The sequence below is a fragment of the Methylocapsa palsarum genome (assembly GCF_900114285.1).
Classification (GTDB): Bacteria; Pseudomonadota; Alphaproteobacteria; order Rhizobiales; family Beijerinckiaceae; genus Methylocapsa; species Methylocapsa palsarum.
Genome location: NZ_FOSN01000014.1, coordinates 1 through 26,266, shown reverse-complemented (window position 1 = coordinate 26,266; position 26,266 = coordinate 1). Strand labels below are relative to the sequence as shown.

The 26,266-nt window shown below is 62.2% G+C and carries 27 protein-coding genes; 17 read left to right on the top strand and 10 right to left on the bottom strand.

Translation table 11 applies throughout. From position 1 onward, the window contains the following. The first annotated feature begins 30 nt into the window (after window positions 1–30). The 12 genes from bchY to BM177_RS14380 all read left to right on the top strand — a co-directional run bounded on the left by bchY (window position 31) and on the right by BM177_RS14380 (window position 10,890). Window positions 31–1,560, top strand: coding sequence for a chlorophyllide a reductase subunit Y (gene bchY / locus BM177_RS14435; protein ID WP_091684875.1), 1,530 nt, complete (start codon window positions 31–33; stop codon window positions 1,558–1,560). After that, window positions 1,560–3,011, top strand: coding sequence for a chlorophyllide a reductase subunit Z (bchZ, locus tag BM177_RS14430; protein WP_091684873.1), 1,452 nt, complete (start codon window positions 1,560–1,562; stop codon window positions 3,009–3,011). Before bchY ends, bchZ begins: the two co-directional genes overlap by 1 nt. Window positions 3,012–3,084: 73 nt before the next feature. Continuing rightward, window positions 3,085–3,321, top strand: a complete 237-nt coding sequence (locus tag BM177_RS14425; protein ID WP_139223640.1) for a hypothetical protein — start codon at window positions 3,085–3,087, stop codon at window positions 3,319–3,321. 131 nt (window positions 3,322–3,452) lie between these two features. After that, window positions 3,453–3,683: a light-harvesting antenna LH1, beta subunit gene (pufB, locus tag BM177_RS14420; protein WP_091684868.1), complete on the top strand. Its 231-nt coding sequence runs from the start codon at window positions 3,453–3,455 to the stop codon at window positions 3,681–3,683. 9 nt (window positions 3,684–3,692) lie between these two features. Next, window positions 3,693–3,905 carry a light-harvesting antenna LH1, alpha subunit gene (gene pufA / locus BM177_RS14415; protein WP_091684865.1) on the top strand — a complete coding sequence of 71 codons (213 nt, stop codon included), beginning with the start codon at window positions 3,693–3,695 and terminating at the stop codon, window positions 3,903–3,905. Window positions 3,906–4,031: 126 nt separating this feature from the next. After that, window positions 4,032–4,856: a photosynthetic reaction center subunit L gene (gene pufL / locus BM177_RS14410; RefSeq protein WP_091684863.1), complete on the top strand. Its 825-nt coding sequence runs from the start codon at window positions 4,032–4,034 to the stop codon at window positions 4,854–4,856. An 18-nt stretch (window positions 4,857–4,874) separates the two neighbouring features. Then, window positions 4,875–5,843: a photosynthetic reaction center subunit M gene (gene pufM / locus BM177_RS14405; RefSeq protein WP_091684861.1), complete on the top strand. Its 969-nt coding sequence runs from the start codon at window positions 4,875–4,877 to the stop codon at window positions 5,841–5,843. 8 nt (window positions 5,844–5,851) lie between these two features. After that, complete coding sequence (gene pufC / locus BM177_RS14400) at window positions 5,852–6,868, top strand: photosynthetic reaction center cytochrome PufC (RefSeq protein ID WP_244532350.1); 1,017 nt, start codon at window positions 5,852–5,854, stop codon at window positions 6,866–6,868. 129 nt (window positions 6,869–6,997) lie between these two features. Beyond that, window positions 6,998–7,918, top strand: coding sequence for a chlorophyll synthase ChlG (gene chlG / locus BM177_RS14395; protein ID WP_244532349.1), 921 nt, complete (start codon window positions 6,998–7,000; stop codon window positions 7,916–7,918). Continuing rightward, the gene (locus BM177_RS14390; protein ID WP_342028918.1) at window positions 7,915–9,288 is read left to right on the top strand and encodes a BCD family MFS transporter; all 1,374 of its coding nucleotides are present in this window, start codon (window positions 7,915–7,917) and stop codon (window positions 9,286–9,288) included. Before chlG ends, BM177_RS14390 begins: the two co-directional genes overlap by 4 nt. Next, window positions 9,285–10,484, top strand: a complete 1,200-nt coding sequence (locus BM177_RS14385; protein WP_091684859.1) for a geranylgeranyl diphosphate reductase — start codon at window positions 9,285–9,287, stop codon at window positions 10,482–10,484. The genes BM177_RS14390 and BM177_RS14385 overlap by 4 nt, the downstream gene beginning before the upstream one ends. Window positions 10,485–10,614: 130 nt before the next feature. Further along, a complete protein-coding gene (locus BM177_RS14380) occupies window positions 10,615–10,890 on the top strand; it encodes a hypothetical protein (RefSeq protein WP_091685017.1) in 276 nt (91 codons plus the stop codon). Here BM177_RS14380 and bchO read toward each other — a convergent pair. Beyond that, a complete protein-coding gene (gene bchO / locus BM177_RS14375) occupies window positions 10,859–11,737 on the bottom strand; it encodes an alpha/beta fold hydrolase BchO (RefSeq protein WP_091684857.1) in 879 nt (292 codons plus the stop codon). The two genes, BM177_RS14380 and bchO, sit on opposite strands and share 32 nt — an antisense overlap. A 131-nt stretch (window positions 11,738–11,868) precedes the next feature. Here bchO and BM177_RS14370 point away from each other — a divergent pair, with 131 nt between their 5' ends. Next, complete coding sequence (locus tag BM177_RS14370; protein ID WP_244532348.1) at window positions 11,869–13,356, top strand: alpha/beta hydrolase; 1,488 nt, start codon at window positions 11,869–11,871, stop codon at window positions 13,354–13,356. A gap of 7 nt (window positions 13,357–13,363) precedes the next feature. On the opposite strand, the gene BM177_RS14365 is transcribed toward BM177_RS14370, so the two are convergent. Then, window positions 13,364–15,169 (bottom strand): magnesium chelatase subunit D, encoded by a 1,806-nt coding sequence (locus BM177_RS14365; protein ID WP_091684853.1) that lies wholly within the window; start codon window positions 15,167–15,169, stop codon window positions 13,364–13,366. Further along, entirely contained in the window at window positions 15,166–16,191 is a 1,026-nt protein-coding gene (bchI, locus tag BM177_RS14360; protein WP_091684851.1) for a magnesium chelatase ATPase subunit I, read from the bottom strand. Before bchI ends, BM177_RS14365 begins: the two co-directional genes overlap by 4 nt. A 182-nt stretch (window positions 16,192–16,373) precedes the next feature. Here bchI and BM177_RS14355 point away from each other — a divergent pair, with 182 nt between their 5' ends. Together BM177_RS14355 and BM177_RS14345 are read left to right on the top strand one after the other, a co-directional pair. After that, window positions 16,374–17,348, top strand: a complete 975-nt coding sequence (locus BM177_RS14355; protein ID WP_091684849.1) for a phytoene/squalene synthase family protein — start codon at window positions 16,374–16,376, stop codon at window positions 17,346–17,348. Between the two features lie 362 nt (window positions 17,349–17,710). Next, on the top strand, window positions 17,711–18,694 hold the full coding sequence (locus tag BM177_RS14345; RefSeq protein ID WP_091684844.1) for a zinc-dependent alcohol dehydrogenase family protein: 984 nt from the start codon (window positions 17,711–17,713) through the stop codon (window positions 18,692–18,694). Window positions 18,695–18,714: 20 nt separating this feature from the next. On the opposite strand, the gene BM177_RS14340 is transcribed toward BM177_RS14345, so the two are convergent. Continuing rightward, the gene (locus BM177_RS14340; protein ID WP_091684842.1) at window positions 18,715–18,972 is read right to left on the bottom strand and encodes a hypothetical protein; all 258 of its coding nucleotides are present in this window, start codon (window positions 18,970–18,972) and stop codon (window positions 18,715–18,717) included. A 129-nt stretch (window positions 18,973–19,101) separates the two neighbouring features. On the opposite strand from BM177_RS14340, the gene BM177_RS14335 reads away from it, so the two are divergent. Beyond that, entirely contained in the window at window positions 19,102–20,013 is a 912-nt protein-coding gene (locus tag BM177_RS14335; RefSeq protein WP_091684839.1) for a transglutaminase family protein, read from the top strand. A gap of 15 nt (window positions 20,014–20,028) precedes the next feature. Here BM177_RS14335 and gltS read toward each other — a convergent pair whose 3' ends face one another. From gltS to BM177_RS14305, 6 genes are all read right to left on the bottom strand, one after another. Beyond that, entirely contained in the window at window positions 20,029–21,225 is a 1,197-nt protein-coding gene (gltS, locus tag BM177_RS14330) for a sodium/glutamate symporter (RefSeq protein WP_091684836.1), read from the bottom strand. A gap of 181 nt (window positions 21,226–21,406) precedes the next feature. Further along, the gene (locus tag BM177_RS14325) at window positions 21,407–22,186 is read right to left on the bottom strand and encodes a molybdopterin-binding protein (RefSeq protein WP_091684833.1); all 780 of its coding nucleotides are present in this window, start codon (window positions 22,184–22,186) and stop codon (window positions 21,407–21,409) included. Beyond that, window positions 22,179–23,042 (bottom strand): cytochrome b/b6 domain-containing protein, encoded by an 864-nt coding sequence (locus BM177_RS14320; RefSeq protein WP_091684831.1) that lies wholly within the window; start codon window positions 23,040–23,042, stop codon window positions 22,179–22,181. Before BM177_RS14320 ends, BM177_RS14325 begins: the two co-directional genes overlap by 8 nt. A gap of 61 nt (window positions 23,043–23,103) precedes the next feature. Further along, a complete protein-coding gene (locus BM177_RS14315) occupies window positions 23,104–23,364 on the bottom strand; it encodes a pentapeptide MXKDX repeat protein (RefSeq protein WP_091684828.1) in 261 nt (86 codons plus the stop codon). Between the two features lie 464 nt (window positions 23,365–23,828). Beyond that, window positions 23,829–24,293 carry a nuclear transport factor 2 family protein gene (locus BM177_RS14310; protein WP_091684825.1) on the bottom strand — a complete coding sequence of 155 codons (465 nt, stop codon included), beginning with the start codon at window positions 24,291–24,293 and terminating at the stop codon, window positions 23,829–23,831. 118 nt (window positions 24,294–24,411) lie between these two features. Further along, complete coding sequence (locus tag BM177_RS14305; RefSeq protein WP_091684823.1) at window positions 24,412–24,963, bottom strand: carboxymuconolactone decarboxylase family protein; 552 nt, start codon at window positions 24,961–24,963, stop codon at window positions 24,412–24,414. Between the two features lie 118 nt (window positions 24,964–25,081). Here BM177_RS14305 and BM177_RS14300 point away from each other — a divergent pair, with 118 nt between their 5' ends. Beyond that, entirely contained in the window at window positions 25,082–25,990 is a 909-nt protein-coding gene (locus tag BM177_RS14300) for a LysR family transcriptional regulator (protein WP_091684820.1), read from the top strand. Window positions 25,991–26,266 lie beyond the last annotated feature (276 nt).

Genomic DNA, 26,266 nt, shown 5'->3' with positions numbered 1-26,266 from the left:
TCCACGCATCCTTGTTTCCGGGCGAGATTCATGAACTTCACCCCTCCCCCCAACAAAGCGCACATCGTCCCCGCAAACGCCGGGACTGGAGTCGATTGTCACGCGGGAAAGGATGAACTCCGCCGGGCGGCGTCGGCGGCTGGAAAAAGCGAGACTCTGGAGCGCTACGCCGCGGATTATCCCGTTGGACCGCATGATCAGCCCCAAAGCATGTGTCCGGCTTTCGGATCGCTGAGGGTCGGCTTGCGAATGCGCCGCACGGCGACGATTCTTTCGGGCTCCGCCTGTTGTGTCTATGGCCTTACCTTCACCTCTCACTTTTACGGCGCCCGGCGCACCGTGGGCTATGTGCCGTTCAATTCTGAATCGCTCGTCAGCGGAAAGCTGTTCGAGGACATCCGCGACGCGGTCTTTGAGCTGGCGGATCCCGAAAAATACGACACGATCATTGTGACCAATCTCTGCGTTCCGACGGCCTCCGGCGTGCCGCTTCAGATTCTTCCTAAGGAAATCAACGGGGTCCGGATCATCGGAATTGACGTCCCTGGATTTGGCGTCCCGACCCATGCCGAAGCAAAGGACGTCCTCAGCGGCGCCATGCTGAAATATGCGCGCGCCGAAGTCGAGCGGGGCGCCGTTCAGGCGCCGCGCTCTGGCCGGAGCGACAAACCTACAGTGACACTCATCGGTGAAATGTTTCCGGCGGACCCCGTCGGGATCGGGATGATGCTCGAGCCTCTGGGACTTGCGGCGGGTCCAGTCGTGCCGACAAGGGAATGGCGTGAGCTTTACGCGGCTCTCGACTGCGCCGTCGTCGCGGCGATCCATCCCTTTTATTCGTCCGCCTTCCGCGAATTTGAAGCCGCGGGCCGCAACATTGTGGGGTCGGCGCCGGTCGGCCGCGATGGAACTGCGTCCTGGCTGGATCGCATCGGGGACGCTTGCGGAATCGCGCAAGCGAAGATCGCATCGGCCAAGAGCGCAGTGTTGCCAGGCATAACCGGCGCGCTCGCGGAGAAACCTGTGAAGGGCCGGATTACGCTCTCGGGCTATGAGGGGTCGGAACTGCTCGTGGCGAGGCTGCTCGTGGAAAGCGGCGCCGACGTTCGCTATGTCGGAAGCGCCTGCCCGAGGACGCAATGGTCGGATCATGATCGCGAATGGCTTGAAGCCAAAGGCGTCGATGTACGATTCCGCGCCTCTCTCGAACATGATCTTGCGGCGATGGAGGAATTTGAGCCCGATCTCGTCATCGGCACCACGCCGGTCGTGCAGAAGGCCAAATCGAAAGGCGTCCCCGCGCTCTATTTCACAAACCTCATCTCGGCGAGGCCTCTGATGGGGCCAGCCGGCGCCGGATCTCTTGCGGAAGTCGTCAACGCCTCTCTCGGAAACAAGGAAAGATTCCGCGAGATGAAATCCTTTTTTGGAGGCGTCGGCGAGGGCTACGCCGCTGGCATCTGGGACGATCTTCCGCAGGATCGCCCCGATTATCGCGAAGCCTACAAACGCCGCATCGGAGCCCAGATCAAGACCTCCGCGATCGAGGAGCCGATCTGATGCTCGTGCTGGATCATGACCGCGCTGGCGGCTATTGGGGCGCGGTCTATGCGTTCACCGCGATCAAGGGACTTCAGGTCATCATTGACGGTCCGGTCGGATGCGAAAACCTGCCGGTCACTTCGGTGTTGCATTACACCGACGCGCTGCCCCCACACGAACTGCCGATCGTGGTGACCGGCCTTGGAGAAGAAGAGCTCGGCCAAACCGGAACGGAACAAGCGATGAAGCGCGCTCATCGCACCCTCGACCCAGATCTTCCGAGCGTTGTCGTTACGGGTTCGATCGCCGAAATGATCGGCGGAGGCGTAACTCCAGAAGGCACGAACATTCAGCGCTTTTTGCCGCGGACGATCGACGAAGACCAATGGCAGTGCGCCGACCGCGCGCTCTATTGGCTTTGGACGCAGTATGGGCCGAAAAAGGCGCCGAAGCCTCGTGTGCGCAAGCCCGGCTCTAAGCCGCGAGTCAATATCATCGGTCCTATCTACGGAACCTTCAACGGTCCCAGCGATCTGGCTGAAATCCGGCGTCTGGTGGAAAGCCTCGGCGCTGAAATCAATATGACGTTCCCTCTCGGCGCCCATCTCGCCGACGTCGCCAGACTGAGCGACGCCGACGTCAATATCTGCATGTATCGAGAATTCGGTCGAATGCTTTGCGAAGCTCTCGATCGTCCCTATCTGCAGGCGCCAATTGGGCTGCATTCGACCACAAAATTTTTGCGGACACTCGCCGAACTTCTTGATCTCGATGCGGAAACCTTCATCGAACGGGAAAAGCACACCACCATAAAGCCAATGTGGGATCTTTGGAGGTCTGTGACGCAGGATTTCTTCTCGACGGCGAGCTTCGCCGTCGTCGCCAATGAAACCTACGCTCGCGGGATACGAAGCTTTCTTGAAGGCGAGATGGGACTCCCCTGCGCATTTTCGTTCTCGCGCCGCGCCGGGGTGAAGCCTGACAACGCCGCTGTACGCGAAGCGGTCCGTCAAAAAACCCCGCTCGTCATGTTTGGCAGCTACAACGAGCGGATGTATCTTTCTGAAAATTGCTCTCGGTGCATTTACATTCCCGCTTCGTTTCCAGGCGCCGTTATACGTCGCCACACCGGCACGCCGTTCATGGGATACGCCGGCGCGACCTATCTGATACAGGAGGTCTGCAACGCCCTGTTCGACGCGTTGTTCAACATCATCCCTCTCGCTAGCGATATCGACCGCGTCGAGGCCACTCCTTCGCGGTTGTCGACGGTGCCGGATTGGGATCTCGAAGCGCACCGTCTTCTTGAACAATTCATCGAAGCAGAACCCGTGCTGGTCAGGATTTCAGCGGCGAAAAAACTCCGAGACCGCGTCGAACGCGACGCTCGACGGGCCGGCGAGACCCGCGTCACGGCCGCGCGTGTCGCTCGCACGCGCGCGACGCTGTTTGAAGGCGAAGCAGCATGAGACGGTCACAATTGTCGCCGGCGGTCTGGATATTCGCCACGATGCAGGAACGCTATTTTCGGAGGATATTTCCATGAGCGCTGAACTTAATCTTGGGGCGAACGTCAGAGCCCTTCGCAACGACAGAAAGCAATTTAGTCTGATCTGCTTTGCGGCGTTCGCGATCTGCCTTTTCCCGGCGATCATGGACGCTTTCCTGCCGCGCAAATGGCGATTGCTACCGCAAGACCCTGACGTCAACAGGTCGATCTTCGGTCAAGCGAAGGCGGCGGCTCATTCGGCGGCGGCTTTCGGATTGATGGGCTACTGAGTCCGCTCGCGTTCAAAATAGGACCGATCAGACTGTAGTGTCCGTCGTGGACGGCTATCACGGCGGATAGTCCCGATCAGCAATCGCTGCGGGAGCAACGGGCGATAGCCCATTTCGATGGAGAAAAGGACATGGCTTTAGAAAGAGATCCCGGAAGCTCCCTCTCGGGGCTGACAGACGGGGAAGCTCGAGAGTTTCACAAAATATTCGTGACGAGCTTCCTAATTTTCACCGCGATCGCCGTTGTGGCGCACATTCTCGTTTGGATGTGGCGTCCGTGGATTCCAGGACCAAACGGCTATTCATCGCTCCTCGACAACGCTCACGACGTTGCGATGAACGTCTTAAACTTCGTGGTTTAGGAGGCCGCTATGGAATTTTACAAAATTTGGCTCATCTTCGATCCGCGCAGGGCGCTGGTCGCCCTGTTCACCTTCCTGTTTATCCTGGCGCTGGTGATTCACTTCATCCTGCTCAGCACCGACCGCTTTAACTGGCTGGAAGGCGGCAAACACTCACGCGTCAAGACCACGAGCCTGATTCTGCCTGTGCTCCCCGCTCCGGACTTCAGCCGACTGGGTTAATGACGCCCACATCCGGCGGCGGGAGACCGGAGGCGGACGCCCGATGGCCTTCCGCCGCCCCTGAGGCGCAGCGGAATTCCTTATTCCCGAAGGTCGGCGCTACGCATTCGTGCAGGAGAATTCGATATGGCGATGCTGGATTTCGAAAGAAAATATCGCGTTCGCGGCGGGACTTTGATCGGAGGCGACCTGTTCGACTTCTGGGTCGGGCCATTCTTCGTCGGCTTTTTCGGGGTCACAACGATCTTTTTCGCGGCTCTTGGCACGGCGCTGATCGTCTATGGAGCCGCAATCGGGCCGACATGGAACTTGTGGCAAATCAACATCGCGCCACCGGATCTTTCCTACGGCTTGGCCCTGGCGCCCCTCAAGGAAGGCGGTCTGTGGCAGATCATCACCGTATGCGCCATCGGATCTTTCATTTCGTGGGCGCTCCGCGAGGTCGAGATCTGCCGGAAGCTCGGCATAGGCTACCACGTTCCCTTCGCCTACGGATTCGCGATTCTCGCGTACATATCCCTGGTCGTGATCCGTCCGCTGTGGCTCGGAGCCTGGGGACATGGCTTTCCCTACGGAATCATAAGTCATCTCGATTGGGTGTCGAACGTCGGCTATCAATATCTACATTTCCACTACAATCCCGCGCACATGATCGCGGTGTCGTTCTTCTTCACCACGACTTTCGCCCTGGCGCTGCACGGAGGCCTTGTTCTCTCCGCGATCAATCCCCAGAGGGGCGAGTCCGCAAAGACCGCGGAGCACGAGAACACCTATTTTCGTGACATCATCGGCTATTCCATCGGGACGCTCGGCATTCATCGGCTGGGGCTTTTCCTTGCGCTCTCGGCCTCATTCTGGAGCGCCGTCTGCATCATCATCAGCGGCCCTCTCTGGACACGCGGCTGGCCGGAGTGGTGGGGCTGGTGGCTGAACCTCCCCATTTGGCGCTAGAAGCAGCAGGCGAACGAAATGTCAGATTACCAGAATATTTTCACCCAGATTCAGGTTCGCTCGGCGCCGGAACTCGGCGTCGCCACCGCCGAAAGCGCCAGAGAGCGCGAAGGCAAGCCGTTTTTCTCGTATTGGATCGGAAAGATCGGCGACGCGCAGATCGGACCGATCTATCTTGGCTGGAGCGGCATCGCCGCCTTGATGTGCGGGTTCATCGCAATCGAGATCATCGGGCTCAATATGTTTGCGTCGGTGAACTGGGATCCCGTCCAGTTCGTCCGGCAGTTCTTCTGGCTCGCGCTTGAGCCGCCGAATCCGAAATACGGCATCAGCATTTTTCCGCCGCTCAACGAAGGCGGATGGTGGCTAATGGCCGGCTTCTTCCTCACGACCTCGATCCTCATCTGGTGGGTCAGGGTCTACCGCCGGGCCATCGCGCTCGGCATGGGCACCCATGTGGCGTGGGCCTTCGCCGCCGCCATCTGGCTCTATCTCGTCCTTGGCTTCATCCGTCCGCTCCTGATGGGAAACTTCGGTGAAGGTGTGCCGTTTGGAATATTCCCCCATCTCGACTGGACCGCGGCGCTCTCGATCCGCTACGGCAACCTGTTTTACAATCCGTTCCACATGCTCTCGATCGTGTTTCTCTATGGATCGACATTGCTCTTCGCCATGCATGCGGCGACCATTTTGGCGGTCAGCCGATTCGGCGGAGAACGTGAAATCGAACAATCCGCTGATCGCGGCACGGCCGCCGAGCGCGCGGCGCTGTTCTGGCGCTGGACCATGGGCTTCAACGCGACGATGGAATCGATCCATCGCTGGGCGTGGTGGTTCGCCGTTCTGTGCCCCCTCGTCGGCGGCATCGGAATTCTGCTGACCGGAACTGTCGTCGATAATTGGTATCTCTGGGCGGTGAAGCACGGCGTCGCGCCATCCTACCCGTCAGTCTATCCTCCGATCCTGGATCCCGCCTTGTCGCAATAGGTGCTCTCGTGAAACGCATCATCCGACCTTCACTCTTGGCGTTGGCGCTTTGCCCCTCCCTGCTGCTCGCAGGTTGCTACGAATCGCAGACGCAGACCAAACAGATCGGCTATCGCGGCCTCGGCATGGAGCAGGTCGACAGTCCAAAGACCTTGGCTGCGCTGGCGGAGGCGAACAAGCCGCCGGACGAAGTCGACCCAGTCGCCCCCAGCGGGCAACCGGCGTCGCAAGTTTATCAAAACGTTCAGGTTCTGGGCAATCTCGACGAAAACGAGTTCATTCGCCTGATGACCGCAATCACGCAATGGGTGTCGCCGGAACAGGGCTGCGCCTATTGCCACAACCCCGAAAACCTCGCTTCCGACGCGCTCTACCCCAAAGTGATCGCCCGGACTATGATCCAGATGACCCAGCATATCAATGCCGACTGGAAGACCCATGTCACGACGACCGGCGTTACATGTTACACATGTCATCGTGGCCAGCCGGTCCCTGCGAACATCTGGTTCACAAGTCCCGAAACGGCGCAGGGAAGCCTCGGCAATCGCGCCGGACAAAACGCGCCAGCGGCGAACGTCGGCCTAACGTCGCTTCCCAACGATCCGTATACGCCGCTGTTGTCTTACGCAAACGAGATTCGCGTCGTTTCGAAGACCGCTCTCCCCGAGGAGGATAAACAGGGAGCGTCTGTGAAGCAGGCGGAATTGACCTATGGTCTCATGATGAGCATGTCCCAGGGGCTTGGGGTCAACTGCACTCATTGCCACAACAGCCGGTCGTTTACCGCCTGGGATCAAAGCACTCCCCAGCGCGCTACGGCCTGGTACGGCATCAGGATGGTGCGCGACCTCAACAATCACTATCTGGAAAAGCTCAAAGCGTCGTTTCCGGAAAACCGCCTCGGCCCTAACGGAGACGTCCCGAAGATCAATTGCGCGACCTGCCATCAGGGGGCGCCAAAGCCGCTCCTCGGGCTGAACATGATCAAGGATTATCCGGAACTGGCCCAAACCGCCAGGAAGTAACCGGCGCAGGAAGTAATCAGTGAAAGAACGGGCGGGGGCTCGCCGATCGCTCCCGCCACTTTTTCGTAAAGCAAGCAACCCGCCTGGCGTTCGGAGAGAGCGACAGGCTTCGTAACGGAGTTCCCGAGCTTGCCCCGCCTTATAGCCACCCTTGATGAACGGACGAGACTTCCGGCGCCCAGGGCGATTGTGGAATTGCTCAAGCCAATCACCTGGTTCCCGCCGATGTGGGCGTTCGGCTGCGGCGTCGCCGCGTCGCCCCAACCGACCGAGGGACGCTGGCCGACCATCATCGCCGGACTGATTCTGGCGGGTCCGCTTGTCTGCGCGACGAGCCAGGCGGTGAACGACTGGTTCGACAGGGGCGTTGACGCCATCAACGAGCCGGACCGTCCGATCCCCTCCGGGCGGATCCCTGGAGCCTGGGGGCTTTACATCGCCTCCGCCTGGACTGCCTTGTCGCTGCTTGTCGCCGCGATGCTCGGCGTGTGGGTCTTCGCGGCGGCCGCCATCGGGCTTGCGCTGGCCTGGGCCTACAGCGCGCCGCCGCTGCGGCTGAAACGCAATGGCTGGTGGGGCAACGCAGCCTGCGGCTTATGTTATGAAGGACTGGCGTGGATCACGGGCGGCGCTGTCATGGCCGGCGGGGTCCTTCCGGACTGGCGCTCGCTGACGCTCGCCGGCCTCTACAGCTTCGGCGCGCATGGCATCATGACGCTGAACGATTTCAAATCGATCGAGGGCGACCGGCAGATGGGATTAGGTTCGCTTCCCGTGCGGCTCGGCGTCAACAACGCGGCGCGTGTCGCCTGCATCGTGATGGCCCTCCCCCAGATCGCCGTCGCCGGATTGCTTCTGGTCTGGGGACGCCCCGTCCATGCCGGCCTCATCGTGCTCGCGCTGGCTGCGCAAGCGATGATGATGTCGCGATTTTTGAAGGCCCCCCGCGAGAAGGCGACCTGGTACAGCGGCGCTGGAATTCCGCTCTACGTCCTCGGGATGCTTGTCAGCGCGCTCGCAGTCCATTCGATTTTGCTGGAGACGTCATGACAACATCGCCGCTCGGCCTTTCTGGGATCATGCGGCTAGGTCTCGTCCAGGCGTCGCTGGGCTCCATGGTCGTTTTGACAACCTCGACCATGAACCGCGTCATGGTCGTCGAGCTTGCTCTTCCGGCGACGCTGCCCGGCGCGCTCGTCGCGCTACACTATGCATTGCAGGCTTTACGGCCGCGCTGGGGATACGGCTCCGATATAGGCGGCAGGAGGACGCCGTGGATCATTGGCGGCAATTTGATTCTCGCCCTTGGAACGATCGGGGCCGCGCTCTCCATCGCGCTCATGAAAGTCAGCGCGCTTGGCGGCCTCGCGCTCGCCGTGATTTCATTTTCATTGATTGGCGTCGGCGTTGGCGCGTGCGGCACGTCCCTACTGGTGCTTCTTGCGAAGCAAGTGGAGCCTCAGCGGCGTGCGGCGGCCGCGACGATTGTGTGGATCATGATGATCGCCGGGTTTGTCGCGACGACAATGCTCGCCGGCCATCTGCTCGACCCGTTTTCTCCCGCACGGCTCGTGGCTGTCACGTCGTCGGTCGCGCTGATCTCAGCGGCCATCACGATAGTCGCAATGTGGAAGATCGAAGACCCCGATGTAGAGATTATTCCCGCTATAGGCCCCTCGCGGCCTTCGTTTTGGACCGCGCTTGGTGAGGTTTGTGCGGAGCCGCAGGCCCGGCTTTTCACCGTATTCGTTTTTCTCTCAATGCTCGCCTACAGCGCGGAAGAGCTGATCCTCGATCCATTTTCAGGCGCCGTTTTCGGGTATACGCCGGGGGAATCGACGAGGCTCTCGGGCGTATTGCACGGCGGCGTTCTCGCCGGGATGATCCTTGTCGCGATCGCGGCGAGCGGCTTTGGCGGCCGGAGCATCGGGTCTTTGCGCGGATGGGCCGCTGGAGGCTGTCTCGCGTCAGCGTTGATGCTGGGCAGCCTGACGCTTGCCGGTTTCACGGGGCCGGGCTGGCCGTTGCGCCCCACCGTGTTCGCGCTTGGCCTCGCCAACGGCGCATTCTCCATTGCCGCGATCAGCCTGATGATGAGTTTCGCCGGAGCGGAGGCCAAACCGCGCGAAGGCGTGCGCATGGGACTTTGGGGGGCTGCGCAGGGGATCGCCTTTGGCGCCGGCGGGCCTCTTGGGCGCGCTGGCCAGCGACCTCGCCCGCCGTCTCCTGGCGTCGCAGGGCGAGGCCTATGCGGCGGTGTTCTCCGGCGAGGCGTTGCTCTTTATCGCGGCGGCGTTCGCCGCTCTGCGGCTGACCGAATCGGAGCGCCTGATGAAAAGGCTCGATGCAGGCGCTCCCGGTCAAATGTTCCGGCGCCTGCGAAAGGCGCGCTCTCAGCCGCTGACGGGGTGATGCGATGACTGAACCTGCAATCTATGACGCCGTGATCGTCGGCGGAGGCCCGGCCGGGGCGACCGCCGCCTGCGACCTCGCCAGGCGAGGACGCAAGGTTCTGCTGCTCGACCGGGCCGGCCGGATCAAGCCCTGCGGCGGCGCAATTCCGCCACGGCTCATCCGCGATTTTGCGATTCCGGACGAGTTGCTTGTCGCCCGCGTGACGTCGGCCCGCATGGTGTCGCCGAGCGACAAGCGCGTCGATATTCCGATTGAGGGCGGCTTCGTCGGAATGGTCGATCGCGAGGCGTTCGACGAATGGCTCCGGCAACGCGCGGCGCGTGAAGGCGCGGAGCGGCGCACGGGGACATTCGAGCGCATTTCGCGCAGCGGCGACGGCGCCGCCATTGTCGAATACGCATCTTGCGGTCCTGACGGGTCAAAGCCGACCAACCGCGTGCGCGCGAAGGTCGTGATCGGCGCCGACGGCGCGAATTCCGCCGTCGCGCGTCAGGCCCTCCCCAACGTCCGCGGCGCGAAGTTCGTCTTCGCCTACCACGAAATTATCCGCTCCCCGAACGACGCGCAGGCGGACTTCGATCCTAAGCGTTGCGACGTCATCTATCGAGGCGCGATCTCACCCGATTTTTATTCGTGGGTATTTCCTCACGGCGAGACGGCCAGCGTCGGCGCGGGGAGCGCGCATAAAGGGTTTTCGCTCAAGGGCGCTGTCAGCCGTCTCCGGGAAGAGAGCGGCCTCGCCGGCGCCGAGACGATCCGGCGAGAAGGCGCCCCAATTCCCCTGCGGCCCTTGCGGAAATGGGACAACGGCCGCGATGTCGTGCTGGCGGGAGACGCCGCCGGAGTTGTCGCTCCCGCCTCGGGCGAGGGAATCTATTACGCCATGATCGGCGGGCGGTTCGCCGCCGACGCCGTCGAGATGCTGCTTCAAACCGGCGACGCGCGCGCGCTGGCGAGCGCGCGCAAGAGATTCATGAAGGCGCACGGCCGCGTGTTCTGGATTCTCGGAATTCTGCAGCATTTCTGGTACCGGAACGACAAGAGACGCGAGAGCTTCGTCAAGATCTGCGCCGATCGGGATGTCCAGCGGTTGACGTTCGACGCCTACATGAACAAGGAGCTCGTCCGCGCCAGGCCGATGGCTCATGTGCGCATCTTCTTCAAGGATCTCGGGCATCTGTTCGGCTTCGTACGCGCCTGACGGAATGAAACAACCCCGCAGGCTCTGCGCTGTGAGGGCGCCATTGATGGCGACTTTTGTCGCCTTATCTCGGCGTCCTTTACGGCGTCGATAAATGGCGTCGTTCGATTCAATTGGGAAAGGATTCGCGATGACGAATTTCTTCGCGACCGGCCATATCGCCGATCTCATTCTTGTGATCATGGCGCTGGAATGCGTCGTCCTGATCGCTTACCGGAGATTAACGAAGAGGGGCATCCCCGCCTCTGGTTTCTTGCTGAACCTATTATCCGGCTTCTGCCTGGTCCTTGCCCTGCGCGGCGCCCTTGCCGGCGCGGGGTGGGCCTGGATCGGCGCCAGCCTCGCCATAGCGGGTCTCGCTCACGCGTTTGATCTCACAATGCGCTGGGATCGTCCAACAGTTTGATGATGAGATCTGCTACGTCGCGGGGCGCCTCTTCATGAGCAAGATGACCAAGATGGCGAAGACAAACGACCCTCGACCCGCGCGCCAGTTCGCGGATGCGAAAAGCTTCCTCGGCCGGAACCGTATGATCCTTTCCGCCCGTCACCATGACAAGCGGCGTTTTCAGCTGCGGGAGATCGCGCTGGAGCGCGCGAAGATCCCAGTTCGCCATCATCGCGAGGACTCCTTCGACATGGCCAGCGTTTCCGAACAACCGCGCATAGAGTTCGACGCCCTCGTCGTCCGCCGCCGATCCGGTGGAGCGCAGCATATTCACGATCGCCCTTCGATCCTCGCCCATTCGGGCGAACAATTTCGGGATGAACGGCGCGCCGAACAGCAGTTTGGCCAACGGCGAGAACATCTGTCCGACGCCTCCGAACGGAAGCAGCGCCCCGTTGAGGCTCACCAGGGTTTTCGGCGCGATCCGTTCATCAAGACACATGCGGACAAGAAGAGACGCCCCGGCTGAGTGCCCGACCGCATGGGCGGGATCAGCGTCAAGTTCGCGAAGCAGATCGCCAAGCGCCTCGGCCATGCCGGACATCGACATGCGCCTTGCGGCGGGCAAGTCGGTAAATCCATGTCCAGGCAAGTCCATGCCAATGACAGTAAATCTGCGGGCGAGCATCGGGGCGAGTCGCCGCCAGGAATGCGTCGAAGCGCCGAGCCCGTGAGCCAGCAGGACGACGGGACCAGCGCCCATGAGCTGCACATGCCATTGAAAACCCGCGGCGCTGACAAAACGGCTATGGTCCCTGTTTGGCCAGTCGCCTCCGTCCTCGTTCCATAAGAGCCGTTTGGTCATCTCGCAAATGGCTTTCCAAGCTCGCCGCAATATTGTCCTATCCGCCCGCGCAACACCTTACAACTGGAGTTCCCTTGGCGCTCGCCGATCGTCTCAGGCCGTTTGTTTCGCCGCTGGTCGCGATAATCGCAGTGTGTTGCGTTGTTGCGGGATTTTGGCATCTGTTCGCCGCCAGAAGCGAACTTTCGATCACGTCCGCCTCTGTCGGCGCGACCCCGATCACGATCTACAGGGAGCCTTCGGACAAGGCTGCGCCCGTCGTCGTCATCGCCCATGGCTTCGCGGGGTCGCAACAATTGATGCAGCCGTTTGCGCTGACGCTTGCAAGAAACGGCTATATCGTGGCGACATTCGATTTTCTCGGCCACGGTCAAAATCCCGCGCCGCTCCCCGGCGGCATCGCGGACCCCGAGGCGAGCGGCAAAGCCTTGATCGGCGAACTTGGCGACGTTGTCGCCTATGCGCGACATCTACAATTCGGCGACGGAAAGATCGCGCTGATCGGCCATTCGATGGCGTCCGACATCGTGGTTCGCTACGCCGAGGACCATCCAGATATCGAGACCACGATCGCCGTGTCCCTGTTTTCGCGGGGGATCACGGCGGACGCGCCGCGTAACCTCCTCGTGATCGACGGCGCGCTCGAACCCTCGATGCTGACGGACGAAGCGTTCAAGATCGCCGCCATGGCCAACAACGGGACGGCGCGGGAACGCGTCACCTATGGCGATTTCAAACTTGGAACTGCGCGCCGCGTCTCGCTGTCAGCCGGCGTCGAACATATCGGGGTGCTTTACGCGCGGGAGAGCCTGTCTGAGGCCTTGGCGTGGCTTAACGAAGCCTTTGGACGCAACCGATCCGGATTCATCGACGCGCGGGGGCCCTGGCTCGGGCTGCTTTTCGCTGGTCTGGTCGCCCTCGCCCGGCCGCTGAGCGGGCTTCTCCCACAAGCGTCAAGCGTTCCGCTCGGGCAAGCATTGCCTTGGCCGCGCCTCATTCCTGTCGCGCTCGCGCCCGCCGTCATCACGCCTTTGGTCCTGTGGAAATTGCCGACGGACTTCATGCCGATTCTGCTTGGAGATTATTTGACTCTCCACTTTGGCGTTTATGGATTTTTGAGCGCGGCGGGGCTTTATTATTTCGAGGACGGTTCTAAACGCGCGGCGTCGTTCAGCATTTCGCGCCGGGCGTTTGGAATTGGCGTGGCCGCCGTGGCGAGCTACGCGATTTTCGTGATCGGGTTGCCGATCGACCGTTTCGTGACGTCCTTCATGCCCATTGCCGAACGGCTTCCACTGATCCTCATCGTCCTTTGCGGCACCGCGCCTTACTTCATGGCCGACGAATGGCTGACACGGGGCGAAGCCGCGCCGCGAGGAAACTACGCCTTCACCAAAATCTGCTTTCTGGCCTCGCTCGCGATCGCGATCGCGCTAAACCTGCACAGGCTTTTCTTCCTGATCATTATCGTGCCCGTGATTTTGATTTTCTTCACTGTCTATGGATTGTTCAGCGGCTGGGTTTACCGCCGCACCAATCACCCGCTCGTTGCTGCGCTGGGGATCGCGATCGCGATGGCGTGGTCGATCGCGGTGACGTTTCCAACGGTTTCGCCGTGACGGCCTATCATCTCGCCGCCGCAGACCGCACCGCGCCTGAAAGCACGACCGGATCCGCAGAGGGAAGCGCCAGGTAGCGCGCTTTCATGTCCGCCGCGAGCCGCTGCGCGAATGGCTGCGGGCGCGGCGCGGTGTCGACGAGCAGCATCGTAAATCCCCGCGATCGAGCAAACCGAGCAGAGCCCAGCGCGTCGTCCTGCGCTTTGGCGCGCCCCGGCCTGCCATCCCGGGCGATATTCGCGGCGCCATCCGTCAACAGCACGATAATCGGAGTTTGACCCTTCCGTCGCGCGTCTTCGGCCAACTTCAGCGCCGCGTCGATTCCGCCGGCGAGCGGCGTGCCGCCTCCACCCGGAAGGCCGGCAAGGCTTCGCTTCGCACGCGCGAGGGAACGCGTGGGCGCGAGTAGCAAGGTCGGACCGGCGCCGCGAAACGCCAGAACAGCAACTTGATCGCGACGCACATAACAATCCGCCAACAACAGCTCCACAGCGCCTTTGGCCTCCGCGAGCCGGTTGAGCGCCGACGAACCGGACGCGTCGACCGCAAAGATCGTCAACGTCTCCGTCCGCTGCTTGTAACGGGTGACGCGGAAATCCTCGGGGCGGATTATGATGCGTCGGGCCGTCGTCGTCTCAATCTCCCGGCCGCCATCCATCCGCCGCATCTTCTGCCACGGCGCCGCGGCCCGCAATGTTTCGACGAGATTGAGCCGCACGGCGCCTCCAGGCTTTCCACAACGCGCTCCCGCCGGCCGTCCGCGCAGACCGGAGCCTTTGAGAGCGCCCGATTTGCCGGTCGCCTTGGTCCGGATCGCGGCTTCCCCGGCAAGCTGCAGTTGCGTCAGCAGGCCAGCGGGGATCGCGGCGGCGGCCGCCTCGAGAACAATTTCGTCGAGCGAGGCGTCTGCATGAATTTCGCGGTCGTCGTCCTGGAAGCTTTCCTGTTTGGCGCCCTCTGATTCCTCTGCCTGCGGCGCTTCAGGCGGGGAAGCGTCCGGCGCCTCCCGTTCAGAAGAAGGAAGCGCCATGGCCCTCGGGGCCAGAACGAGCCGAGCCGCAACGACGACGTCTTCTTCCACAACCTCGTTTCGTCCCCTGAGCGCCGCCGAGGCGCGCGCCGCACGGACGGCCAGGAGCGGAGCCCGGAGCGAAGCGACGCCGAGCGCCGATGCGCCGACGCAAAGCGCGTGGAGCGCCTCGTCGCCTAATGCGACCTTTGGCAAAAGACGCCGCGCCGCCGCCACTGCGCACGCGTCATAGGCCGGAGGGCCGGACGCAACGGTCAAATCTCCCGACAGATCGACGAGAAACGCCAGACGATCCGAAAGAGCGTCCGGACATCGTTCGTTTTCCTCGATCCCCTCGTCGAGCGCGACGATTCCTAGCCTGACATCGCTGCGGAGCGTCAGGCCGTCGCGCTCCATCGCCACGATTCCGGTATCGAGAACATTGGCGATCCGCCCGGCGACGGCGGCGCTCATGCGTTCCGTCATTGAGAGATAAACGACGCCGCCATTCGACTCCACGAGAACGCCGCGGTCCGCCACCGGTTTTCCGGCCCGCAGCGAGGCGGTGAGATCGAGCCCGCCCAGCAGCCGGCTGTCGGCGATGTTGATCGGGATGCGGCGCAAAGGCGTGGGGTCGGGAAGAAGTCCGCGTAACGCTTGCAGCCAAAGATCCCGCGCGGGACCGGCGCGGCAGCGCAGGACGATTCCTGCTGCGCCGGCCGGATCGACAGCGAAGAGCGCGGCGGCAAGAAGCGCGTCGTCCCAGCAGGCAGAGCACGCAATGCCGTCCTGCGGCTCGTTCATTCGCCGAAAACTTCCGCGACAGCGCGCTCGATTCGCACGGTTGAGCCGGACTCGTCCAAAGGATTGCGTCGCAATCGATGCCGCAAGGCGGGAGCGGCGATTTTACGCAGATGCTGGCCGGTCACGACCTCATCGCCTTCAAGGCTCGCAAGCGCCCGCGCCGCGCGCATCATCGTCAGTTCTCCGCGCAACCCGTCGACGCCAAGAATTGTGCAAAGCCGCGCCGCAGTTTCAAGGACGCCGTCGGGGATCTCGATCGACGCCAGGCGCTTTTGTCCCAACGCCACCTGCTTCGAAATCTTCCGGTCCTCGCCGCGCCATTTGGCCGCGAAGCCGGCAGGGTCACGATCGAAATGGTCGCGCCGCCGCACCACCTCGATCCGGGTCTTGATGTCTTGCGGGGTCTTGACCTCGACCGAAAGCCCAAACCGGTCGAGGAGCTGCGGCCGCAGTTCGCCCTCCTCCGGATTGCCGCTCCCGATCAGAACGAACCGCGCGGGATGGCGCACGCTGAGGCCCTCCCGCTCGACCACGTTTTCCCCGGACGCGGCCACATCGATCAGGAGATCGACGAGATGGTCCTCCAGCAGATTGACCTCATCGATATAGAGGAATCCGCGATTTGCCCGTGCGAGTAGGCCCGGTTCGAACGCCTTTACCCCGTTCGTCAGCGCCCGTTCGAGATCGAGAGCTCCAACAACACGATCCTCGGTCGCCCCCAGCGGCAGATCGACAACCGGAACCGGAATGCGACGCCACTTCAACGGTCCCTGACCACGGCGCTTCCGGCAGTCCTCGCAAGCGGCGGCGATCGCGGCGGGATCGCAGCCAAATCGGCAGCCTTCCACTGCCCGCATCGCAGGCAGGAGCGCCGCGAGAGCCCGTACGGCGGTGGATTTTCCCGTGCCTCTGTCGCCAAAGACAAGCACGCCGCCAAGGGCCGGATCGACGGCGGAGATCAAGATCGCGAGTTTCATCTCGCCCTGACCTGCAATCGCCGAGAATGGGAAGGAAACCGACATGAGCCGACCGCCTCGTCGAGATACAGCCAGTTCCAGCTCCGGCCGACCGCCAAGAACATCATCTTGGCGATTTGATACGCGCTCGTCAAATTAATAGTACACTATTGACCGTCTGATAAAATGTACACTAGAGTCGCCTCTCTCAAGAGGCGTTCGCGCCAGCTGGCGAAAGTAGGACAGTGATGGACGCCATCGTCGCCCTGTCGCGCGAACGCATCGAGAATGGCTCGATGAGTTTCTTCCGGGCGGCGCGCCTCTTCCCGACCGACCTCCGCGAAAGCGCCTATCTTCTCTATGCCTGGTGCCGTCATTGCGACGACGAAATCGATGGGCAGATTCTGGGTCACGCAAGTCCGCTTCCGGATGGCGCCGGCGCGCGCAATCCACGAGAGGAGGGACCGGCGCCTCAAGAAGAACGGCTCGCGGTCTTGCGCGAAAAAACAATGGCGGCGCTCGCCGGAGAGGCGCGAGATCCGGTCTTCATTGGACTTCAGCGCGTCGTGAAGGCGCATGGGATCTGCGAACGCTATCCGCTCGACCTCATCGAAGGAATGGCGATGGACGTGCGCGGCCGAACCTACGCGTGCCTCGACGATACGTTGAACTACGCCTACCATGTCGCCGGCGTCGTCGGATTGATGATGGCCGGAATCATGGGCGTGCGCGATCGCGCTACGCTGGAGCGGGCCTGCGATCTGGGGATCGCGTTTCAATTGACGAATATCGCCCGCGATGTGGTGCCTGACGCGGTCCGGGGCCGCGTCTATCTGCCGGCCGATTGGCTCGCGAACGAACGCGTGCCTGTTTCGGAAACGGCCCTGGCGCGCCATCGTCCGGCCGTCTTCAAGACAACCGAGCGTCTTCTCGCGGTGGCGGACGAATATTATGTGTCTGCGGCGGGCGGCGTCGGCCGCCTGCCCTACCGCGCCGCTTGGGCGGTCGCGGCGGCGCGGCGCGTCTATTGGGGCATCGGCTCAATTATCCGCGAACGAGGCGAAGCCGCCTGGGATTGCCGGGCCAGCGCCTCGCGAGCCAGCCATCTCGCCGCTCTCGCCATCGCCAGCGCCGAAGCGGCCGCCCTCATCGCGATGAACGGCCGGCGTCGGCCAAAGCCACGCATTGGACTCTGGACGCCGTCGCATCTTTGGCTGAACTGACGACACGCGAAAGGCGTCGCGCCGATGAGTCCGACCGACCTGCGTCAAATCCGCGCCGCGGCCGTGTTTGCTTCGCCATCGGCGGCGTCCGGCGGCGTCACCTTCGGCCTTTGAGTTATGCTATCCCAGAGTGTCGGTCCGCTAATCGCTCCAGAGTCAAAGGCTTGAGCATAGTCTTCTCGATTGGATGGATTCAATCCAATCGGAATATGCTCGAGCGCTTTCCGATCGCATGAAATCATGCGATCGATCAGAAATCGCTCCAGAGTCAAAAGCTTGAGCATATTCTTGTCGATTGGATTGATTCAATCCAATCGGAATATGCTCTGGCGGCGGGCTTTCGCGCTGGCGAGGGACAAGCAATGCAGGCGATGGTGCTCGAGAGGCCGCATACCCCCCTGACCTGGACGGAACTGCCCGACCGGCAGCCCGGAACGGGGGAGATCCGGGTCAAAGTTCTCGCCTGCGGCGTCTGCCGCACCGACCTGCACGTGCTCGACGGCGAACTGCCCGATCCGAAATCGCCGATCATCCCCGGCCACGAGATCGTCGGACGAATCGACGCCATCGGGCCGGGCGTCACCGGCCTCAGCATCGATCAGCGGGTCGGCGTCCCCTGGCTCGGGCATACCTGCGGAACCTGCCCCTATTGCGAGGAAAACCGCGAAAACCTGTGCGACTCGCCTTTGTTCACCGGCTACACCCGAGACGGAGGTTTCGCCAGCGCGACGATCGCGGATGCGCGCTTTGCTTTCCCCCTCGGAGAGGAGGGAAGCGACGTTTCGCTCGCGCCGCTCCTTTGCGCGGGCCTGATTGGCTGGCGCTCACTGAAGATCGCCGGCGCCGGCAAGAAGCTGGGCCTTTACGGCTTCGGCGCCGCCGGTCATATCGTGGCCCAGGTCGCCAAATGGCAAGGCAGAGATGTTTTTGCTTTTACCCGGCCGGGAGATCTCGCCACACAGGCGTTCGCCAGAAGCCTCGGCGCGGTGTGGGCCGGCCGATCCGACGAAACGCCTCCCGATCGTCTGGACGCGGCGATCATCTACGCAACCCCCGGCGATCTCGTCCCGCTCGCCCTTAAGGCGGTCCGCAAAGGCGGGCGTGTCGTCTGCGCGGGAATCCACATGAGCGACATCCCAAGTTTCCCCTACAGCATCCTCTGGGAAGAGCGCGAACTCGCGTCCGTCGCCAATCTCACACGGCAGGACGGAATTGATTTTCTCGGGCTTGCGCCTCAAATCGGCATCGTCACCCAAACCACGGCTTACCCTCTCGATCAGGCCAACAAGGCGCTCGCCGACCTTCGCGCCGGAGCCTTCGAGGGAGCTGCCGTGCTTGTGCCGTGATCGGCCAGCCGCTGGTCTCTTCATCGGCCGATCGTTTCCATGTTGCGGCGGAAGCTTTGATCGTTGTTGAGGTCGACATATTGCAACCGGAGAGATCCGCCTATGTTGTCGCTGTTCGCCTGCGGCGACGATGCGCCTGGCGTCGCAACGACGGCGTCAAGGCGGGCGTCCTCAACATCGCTTTCCGCATCTTGCGCGGCGACGACGCTGGGCGCGCATGAGCCTGCGATGACCGCAGCCGCCGCGAGAGCGGATCTGCTCCGGCTTTCGTCAAGCAAGCGCAATTCAAGAGGCGCATTTTTCGCTGACGATACAACGCGCTCCGGTCATTCAATTATGATAAAAAGGCCTCTGGCCGGAAGCAATTTGACCCTGCTGCGACGCAAGAAGCGCTTGAAGGAGGATAAATGGCCCGCATCACGATCACGCATTCGACCGAATATACCTACCGCAACCCCGTCGGGTTGACCCGTCACCGCATGATGATCAGGCCGGACGACAGCCACGATCTGCGTTTGCACGGCGCCGATCTCTCAATTGATCCTCCGGCGGCGAAGATTCGCTGGGCGCATGACGTCTTCGACAATTCCATTTGTTTCGTCGAATGGCCTCAGTCGTTACGGACGGATCGTCTGCGGATCGTCTCAACGCTTGATCTGACGCACCATCCCGCGGGCCCGACCCTGCCAGCCTGCAGCCTTGACCCGGCGGCCGAGGTGCTTCCATTTTCCTACGCGAGTCAGGAAATGCCCGACGTCGCCCGCCTCGCCGAACGTCAACTGCCTGATCCTGACGGCGCGGTTGACGTCTTCGCGCGCCGTTTCGTCTCGGGCCGGGGCGACACCCGCACGATGGACATGCTCGAGACGATGACCCATGCGATCAAGGCCGAGTTCCGCTACGGCGCGCGCCATGAGCAAGGCACCCAGACCCCGGCGCAGACGCTGGCGCTCGGATCAGGCACGTGCCGGGATTTCGCGGTTCTGATGATGGAGGCGCTGCGCAGCCTCGGCCTCGCCGCGCGGTTCGTGACGGGGTACCTCTACGACGACACCTCTGGAACGACGCGCGGGGGCGGCAGCACGCACGCCTGGTGCGGCGTGTATTTGCCGGGCGCGGGCTGGGTGGAATATGATCCGACGAACGGGCTGGTCGCGGGCGCGAACCTGGTGCGCGTCGGCATGACCCGCACGGCCGAACAGGCGGTCCCGATTTCTGGCGGGTTTATCGGCGGGTCTGACGATCCGCTCGGGCTCGACGTTTGCGTCGCGGTCAGCGCCGTGCCGATCACGCAAGACGCTTCAGCCGCCGCTGAATAACAGCGACGCCAGATCTCATCTGACGAGAAAAGCTATCGCGGCGGCGTTCGCGATGTCGATGAAAAAGGCGGAGACCAAAGGTAGAATGATGAAAGCCATGGGCGCCGCGCCATGAGCCTTCGCAATCGCCGTCATATTTGCGATGGCGGTCGGCGTCGCGCCAAGACTGATGCCGCCAAATCCCGCCGCTATGACCGCTGCTTCATAGGTTCGGCCCATCGCCGGAAATACGACCAGCAACATGTAGAGAACGGCGGCGATGGTCTGGATCGCCAACACCGCGACGAGCGCGGGCCCGAGCCCTCCCAGCGTCCAGAGCTGCATGCTCATCAGCGACATCGAGAGAAAAACATTCAGCGACAGATCGGAGATTAGCGCGAGCGAGCGCGTGCGCGACGGCCATGGCAATTTCGGAAAAAAACGCGGAAGCGTGTTGGTGAGCGCAATGGCCGACAGAAGACACGCGACGAACAGCGGCAGTTTAAGTCCGGCCTCGACCAGCGCTTCATGGAGTCCGGCGCCGATCAGGATCGCGACATTGAGCACCAGGATCGTCTGCAGCAGGCCGACGTGATTGATGTCGTCCTTGCGCCCCTCGTCCGCGAGGCCGATCATCGGCGGCGAATCGAGCGGGCCGGACAATTTATTGCGCGAGATCAGAAACCGGGCGACCGGGCCCCCGACGAGGCTGGCGATCACGAGTCCGAGCGTCGCGGCAGCCACTCCGATCTCCATGGCGTTCGGCAGACCGAAGCGCGCCGTGATTGCAGGCGCCCAGGCGATGGCGGTCCCGTGCCCGCCGATCAGGGACGCCGATCCAATCAGTGCAGTGATTCCCTTTGGCAAATGCAACGCCGCGGCGCTCGTCGCCGCGATCAGATTCTGGAGCACGAGATAAATGAGGGTGATCCCCAAAAGGACGAGCAACGGACGGCCCCCCGCGATCAGATCGGCGAGTTTGGCGTTGAGTCCGATCCCGGTGAAAAAATAGAGCAGCAGCATGTCCCGGGCGTTCAGGTCGAAAACAATCTCGAGCCCAAGCTTCTCGTGTATGGCGAGCGTCGCGAGCGCGGCGATCAAGCCGCCTGTGACGGCCTCGGGGATATTCCAGCGGCGCAGCGGAGCGATCAGATAATTGAGGCCCGCCCCGCCAAAATAGACCATGATCGAAATGGTGAAAGTCAGGAAGCCGGGAGTCGCGATCGTCGTCATGAGAAAGTCCGTAAAAGGGCCGGTCGCCGAGCATTGAGACTTCGCCACGCGGAGAGGCCTTCGCGACAGCCGCCGCCTCCTTATTGCAAGCAGTCGATGTGAAAGGAGTCTGATCGAAAGCCGTCCGGCCTGTCAAGGCGACGCTTACGCTGGTTGATCCCGATCAGCCGCTTCGGACGAGCTATATTCCCGCGTACCACTCGTAACCGCGATCCGGCCAAAACCCGCCCTTGCCGCGGCCGAAGCCCTCGAGGCTGGCGGCAAGTTCGACGCGCATGACATATTTTGCCTGCTTATAGCCAAGCTGCCGCTCCACTCGCAGCCGCAGCGGCGCGCCATGGCCAACCGACAGCGGCCCGTCGTTGAGCCGATGCGCCAGAATGGTCTGCGGATGAAAGGCGTCGATAAGGTCGATGCTCTCGTAATATTGCCCGGTCCCATCGAGGGCGTGTTCGTACATGTCGGCGCAGTGAAAGACCGCGAAGCGGGCTTCCGGAAGCGGCGAGGCGCGCTTCAGCACGATGGACAACGGAACGCCCTGCCATTTGCCGATGGCGCTCCATCCTTCGACGCAATCATGCCGCGTGATCTGGGTTCGTTGCGGCAGGTTCCGCAGGTCCTGCAGCGACAGGTCCAGCGGATTGGCGACCAGCCCATCGATTCGGAGCCGCCACCTGGCGAAATTGCTCTCGACCAATTCGGCATAGTCGTCGCCTTCGGGCATATGGGTGCCGTTCACCTTGAACACCGGAGACAGATCCGCCTCGGCATACTCGCGCGCCAGCGAATGGCTGCCGCCGAGCAGGCGCTGGGCGCGGTAGGTCAGCCCCTCCGCCGAGGACAAGAACTCGCCGACCTCGGGCGATTCGGAAAGCCGGTCGCAACCCGCAAGAAGACTTGCGCCGAAGCCCGCCGCTCCGAGGGCCAGAAACCGGCGCCGCGGAATCTGGATGCTACTCATGTTGATCCTCGACAGATATACGAAATCGTCCCGTTATCATGGAGCGCAGTTCATTGATCGGCCCCGCCAGGAAAACCATCGCGACGTGAACGACAACAAACAGAACGATAAGGAAAGCCGCGATGAAATGGATCGTTCGCGCCGATTGCCGCCCGCCAAAGAGATCGACCAGCCAGGGCAGGATCGCATCCATTCCGGGCGACATTGTAAGCCCGGTCAACACCATGACCGGCAACAACACGCCGATGACGGCGAGATAGGCGAGTTTTTGCAGCGGATTGTAGCGGCGCGCCTCTTCGCCGCGCGGAAACTTCAGCTTGATGTGGCCGGCGATGTCGCGCAGAAGCGAACGAGGCCGCAGCTCTTGACCACTGGGCAGGAGATCGCGCCGCAAATGCCCATTGCCGAGGCCGGCCGCGAAGTAGACGAGAAGATTGGCGACGAACAGCCAGGCGAAGAAGAAATGCCATCTGCGCCCCAACGACAACTCGCGCCAGCCGGGAAGGGTCAACCACCTTGGAAAGCCGCGTTCAACGGCTTCTCCGGCGGCGTTGTTCGAAACGCCCAGAACCCCTGTGGTCGCAAACGTTGTGGAGCCTATTCTGGCGAAGCCGACGGGCGGCCCATTCTCCGGCTCGTCGGCGCCGATCTCAAAGACGGGATGATCGGCGTCGGCGCCAAAATGGCCCCAGTAAAGCGCCGGATGCGCGTTGAAGATCTGAAGGCCGCTGAACAGCAGAACGGTGACGCAAAGCACGTTGATCCAATGCGTCAGCCGGGTCACAAGGGCGTGCCTGTAAATGGAGACCGCTACCGGGATTCCAACTGATCCATGGGCTTCAGCGCGTGTTTCCATCGTATCCCGGCCCTTATGGGGGAGCCCGCTCCTCTTCTATCAGAGCGGGCTGTAATCAGATCTATTTGTCGCCCTTCATGGCGTCGCCCTTCATATGATCGCCTTTCATGGCGTCCCCCTTCATGGCGTCGCCTTTCATATGATCGCCTTTCATGGCATCGCCTTTCATGGCGTCGCCTTTCATATGATCGCCCTTCATCGCATCGCCCTTCATGGCGTCGGGCGTCATCTTGTCCTGCGCCGACGCAGGCAAAACGAGCGTCGAGGCGGCGATCAAAGCCGCAAGAGCCGCCGCAGAGGTCTTGGCGCATTTGGAAAACATGGCATTTACTCCTGATGATGGACGCCGGAGGCGCACCTGGTTTCGCCGCCCGCCAGACTGCTCGGGCGCCGTCTTGGCTCCTGACATCCAGCTCTCACCGCCGGGCCAGGTTTCCAAAGCTTCAACAAAGGCCGAAGATCTAAGGCTCGGTTCCTTAAGGTTTGAGCGAATGCTACATCCAGTCACTCGGCGACTGACAGCGCTCGCGAAGCAATGCCAACGGTCAAGACTGGACCTGCGTCGCAACAAATTTTCGCATCGCACTGCGGAAGCGCGATCCTATCTGATTGCTTATACGGTGCCGACGTCGCTTTCGTTACCTCCGTAGAAAAACTTTTTTGCGCGGCGCCCCATATTGTCTGCCTCGCCTGCGATCCCTCATTCGCCGCCGCGGGCGAAGCCGTTACGAGCCCCTGTTCGGACGAATCGTCACGTCCGTGATCAAGCGCCATGCGCAATCGCGCCTAAAGCCCCAATTCGCTAAGACCTGGGTGATCGTCGGGACGACGCCCCTGCGGCCAGTGGTATTTGCGCTCGCCCTCCCTGATCGGCAGATCGTTGATGCTGGCGATCCGCACGCGCATGAGGCCATGCTCGTCAAATTCCCAGTTCTCGTTGCCGTAGGCGCGGAACCAGTTGCCGGACTCGTCGCGCCATTCATACGCAAAGCGCACGGCGATGCGAGCCTCGCGGAACGCCCACACCTCCTTGATCAGGCGGTAGTCCAGCTCCCGCTCCCATTTGGCGGTCAGGAACGCCTCGATTTCAGCACGGCCCTGCAGAAACTGGGCGCGGTTGCGCCAGCGGCTGTCTTCCGTATAAGCGAGAGCGACCCGCGCCGGATCGCGGCTGTTCCACGCATCCTCCGCCAGGCGGGCCTTTTGCGCTGCGGTCTCGGCGGTGAAGGGAGGAATCGGCGGACGAGACATTTTTGACTCCGTTCAGATTTCGGCGATTTGTCGACGGCGGATTCGTCGCGTCTCTTTAGCGGTTTTCCCGGCCGGGCGGAGCGGAAACTCGCCCGCCCGGCGGAGTCGGCAGGTCGATTCAGGCTGCGCTGCGGACGCTGACGACCGGAAAATCAATGTCGGTCTTGGCCACTTCGTTGATGTAGTTCGTCCAGGTGTTCAGCGCGACGTGCTGCACGATTTCGATCACTTCGGCGTCGTCATACCCGGCAAGCTTGACGGCGCGGACATCGTCTTCGCTGACATGGCCGCGCTCGCGCGCAACTTTAGCGGCGAAGCGCACCGCAGCATCCGCTTTCGGGTCGTTCGAGGCGCCGCTGCGGTTGGCGGCGATCTCGGCGTCGTCGAGTTTCGCCAGGCGCTTGCCAAGAAACGTGTGCGCCGAGAGACAATAGTCACAGCCGTTGATCTCGGCGACGGCCAGCGCGATCCGCTCGCGGGTCGGCGCGGGCAACGCGCCCTTGTCCAACGCGGATGAGAGTCCAAGATAGCCTTCCAGTGCGGCCGGGCTGTTGGAGACGAGACGGAACAGGTTGGGCACGACGCCGAATTGCTTCTTGACGGCCTCCAGAAACGGACGGGAGGCGGCCGGGGCGGCGTCGATCGTCGCGGGGGTCGGGAGACGTGACATGGCGGGTTTCCTTTCGCGTTGCGGTTGGGCTCAACCGATGGCCAATCAATAGAGGCTTCCGCAGATTCGTGGTATCCTTTATATTTTAAATGTATCCTTCCATAATATGAGAGGAATGATGGATCGTCTCGAATCCATGGCGACCCTTTTGACGGCCGTCGAAACCGGCAGCCTCTCGGCGGCTTCCCGCAAACTCGGCGTTCCACTGGCGACCGTCAGCCGCAAGGTGTCCGACCTTGAGGCGCATCTCTCCGCGCGGCTCGTCACCCGAACCAGCCGGCGCCTCGAATTGACCGAGGCCGGCCGCGCCTATGTCGTCGCTTGCAAACGAATTCTTGACGAGATCAGGGAAGCTGAACGCGCCGCGTCAGGCGAATACAGCACTCCCAAAGGCGATTTGACCATCGCCGCTCCAATTGTCATGGGACGGTTGCTTGTCCTTCCGGTGACGATGGAGTTCCTGAAAGCCTATCCGGACATCAACGTCCGGCTGGTGTTGGCGGATCGCGTCGTGAACCTGTTGGAGGAGCATGTCGATCTCGCGATCCGCGTCGGCGAACTTCCCGACAGCAGCGTAACGGCCAAGCGTATCGGAGCGATCAGGCGGGTCGTCTGCGGCGCTCCCGCCTATTTTGCAAAAAAGGGAACGCCGCAGACGCCGGGCGATCTTCGCTCGCACGCATGCATCACGTTCGAAGGCCTTTACGCGTCTGACGCCTGGCCGTTCCAGACCGGGAAAACAATCACCGGGTTTCCGGTTTGCTCGCGGCTGACCATCAACACGGCTGAGGCCGCCATTGACGCCGCGATCGCCGCCATGGGCGTCACGCGCGTTCTGTCGTACCAGGTCGCGGCCGCCATCAAGGCCGGGCGACTGACGACGATTTTGCGGGGCTTCGAGCCGGCGCCCGCGCCAGTGAGCCTGATCTATGCGGCGCCCTCGCCTCTGCCGCTCAAATCAAGGGCCTTCCTCGATTTCGCCGCGCCGAGATTAAAGGCCTGGCTTGGAGATCTGGCGGAACTCTAGGATTTACGTTTTTTGGCGGACACGGCGATCAGGATCGCGATCTTCGATCGGAGTTCGAGGAGTTAGTGAGGCCGCCGATATCCCTCTCGCGCCGGTGGTGTCGAAGCTGACGCTGGATCGAATGGAAAAGGCGCCGCTTCGATTGCGAAGCGGCGCCCCCTTTTGGTTCTGCGGGCGGTATGGCCCGGTCCTGTCCGGCGCGCTCAGAACTTGACGACGATGTCGCCGCCGAAGGTGAGCTGGGACGACCTCGTGCCGACGTCGAACGGCGTCGTG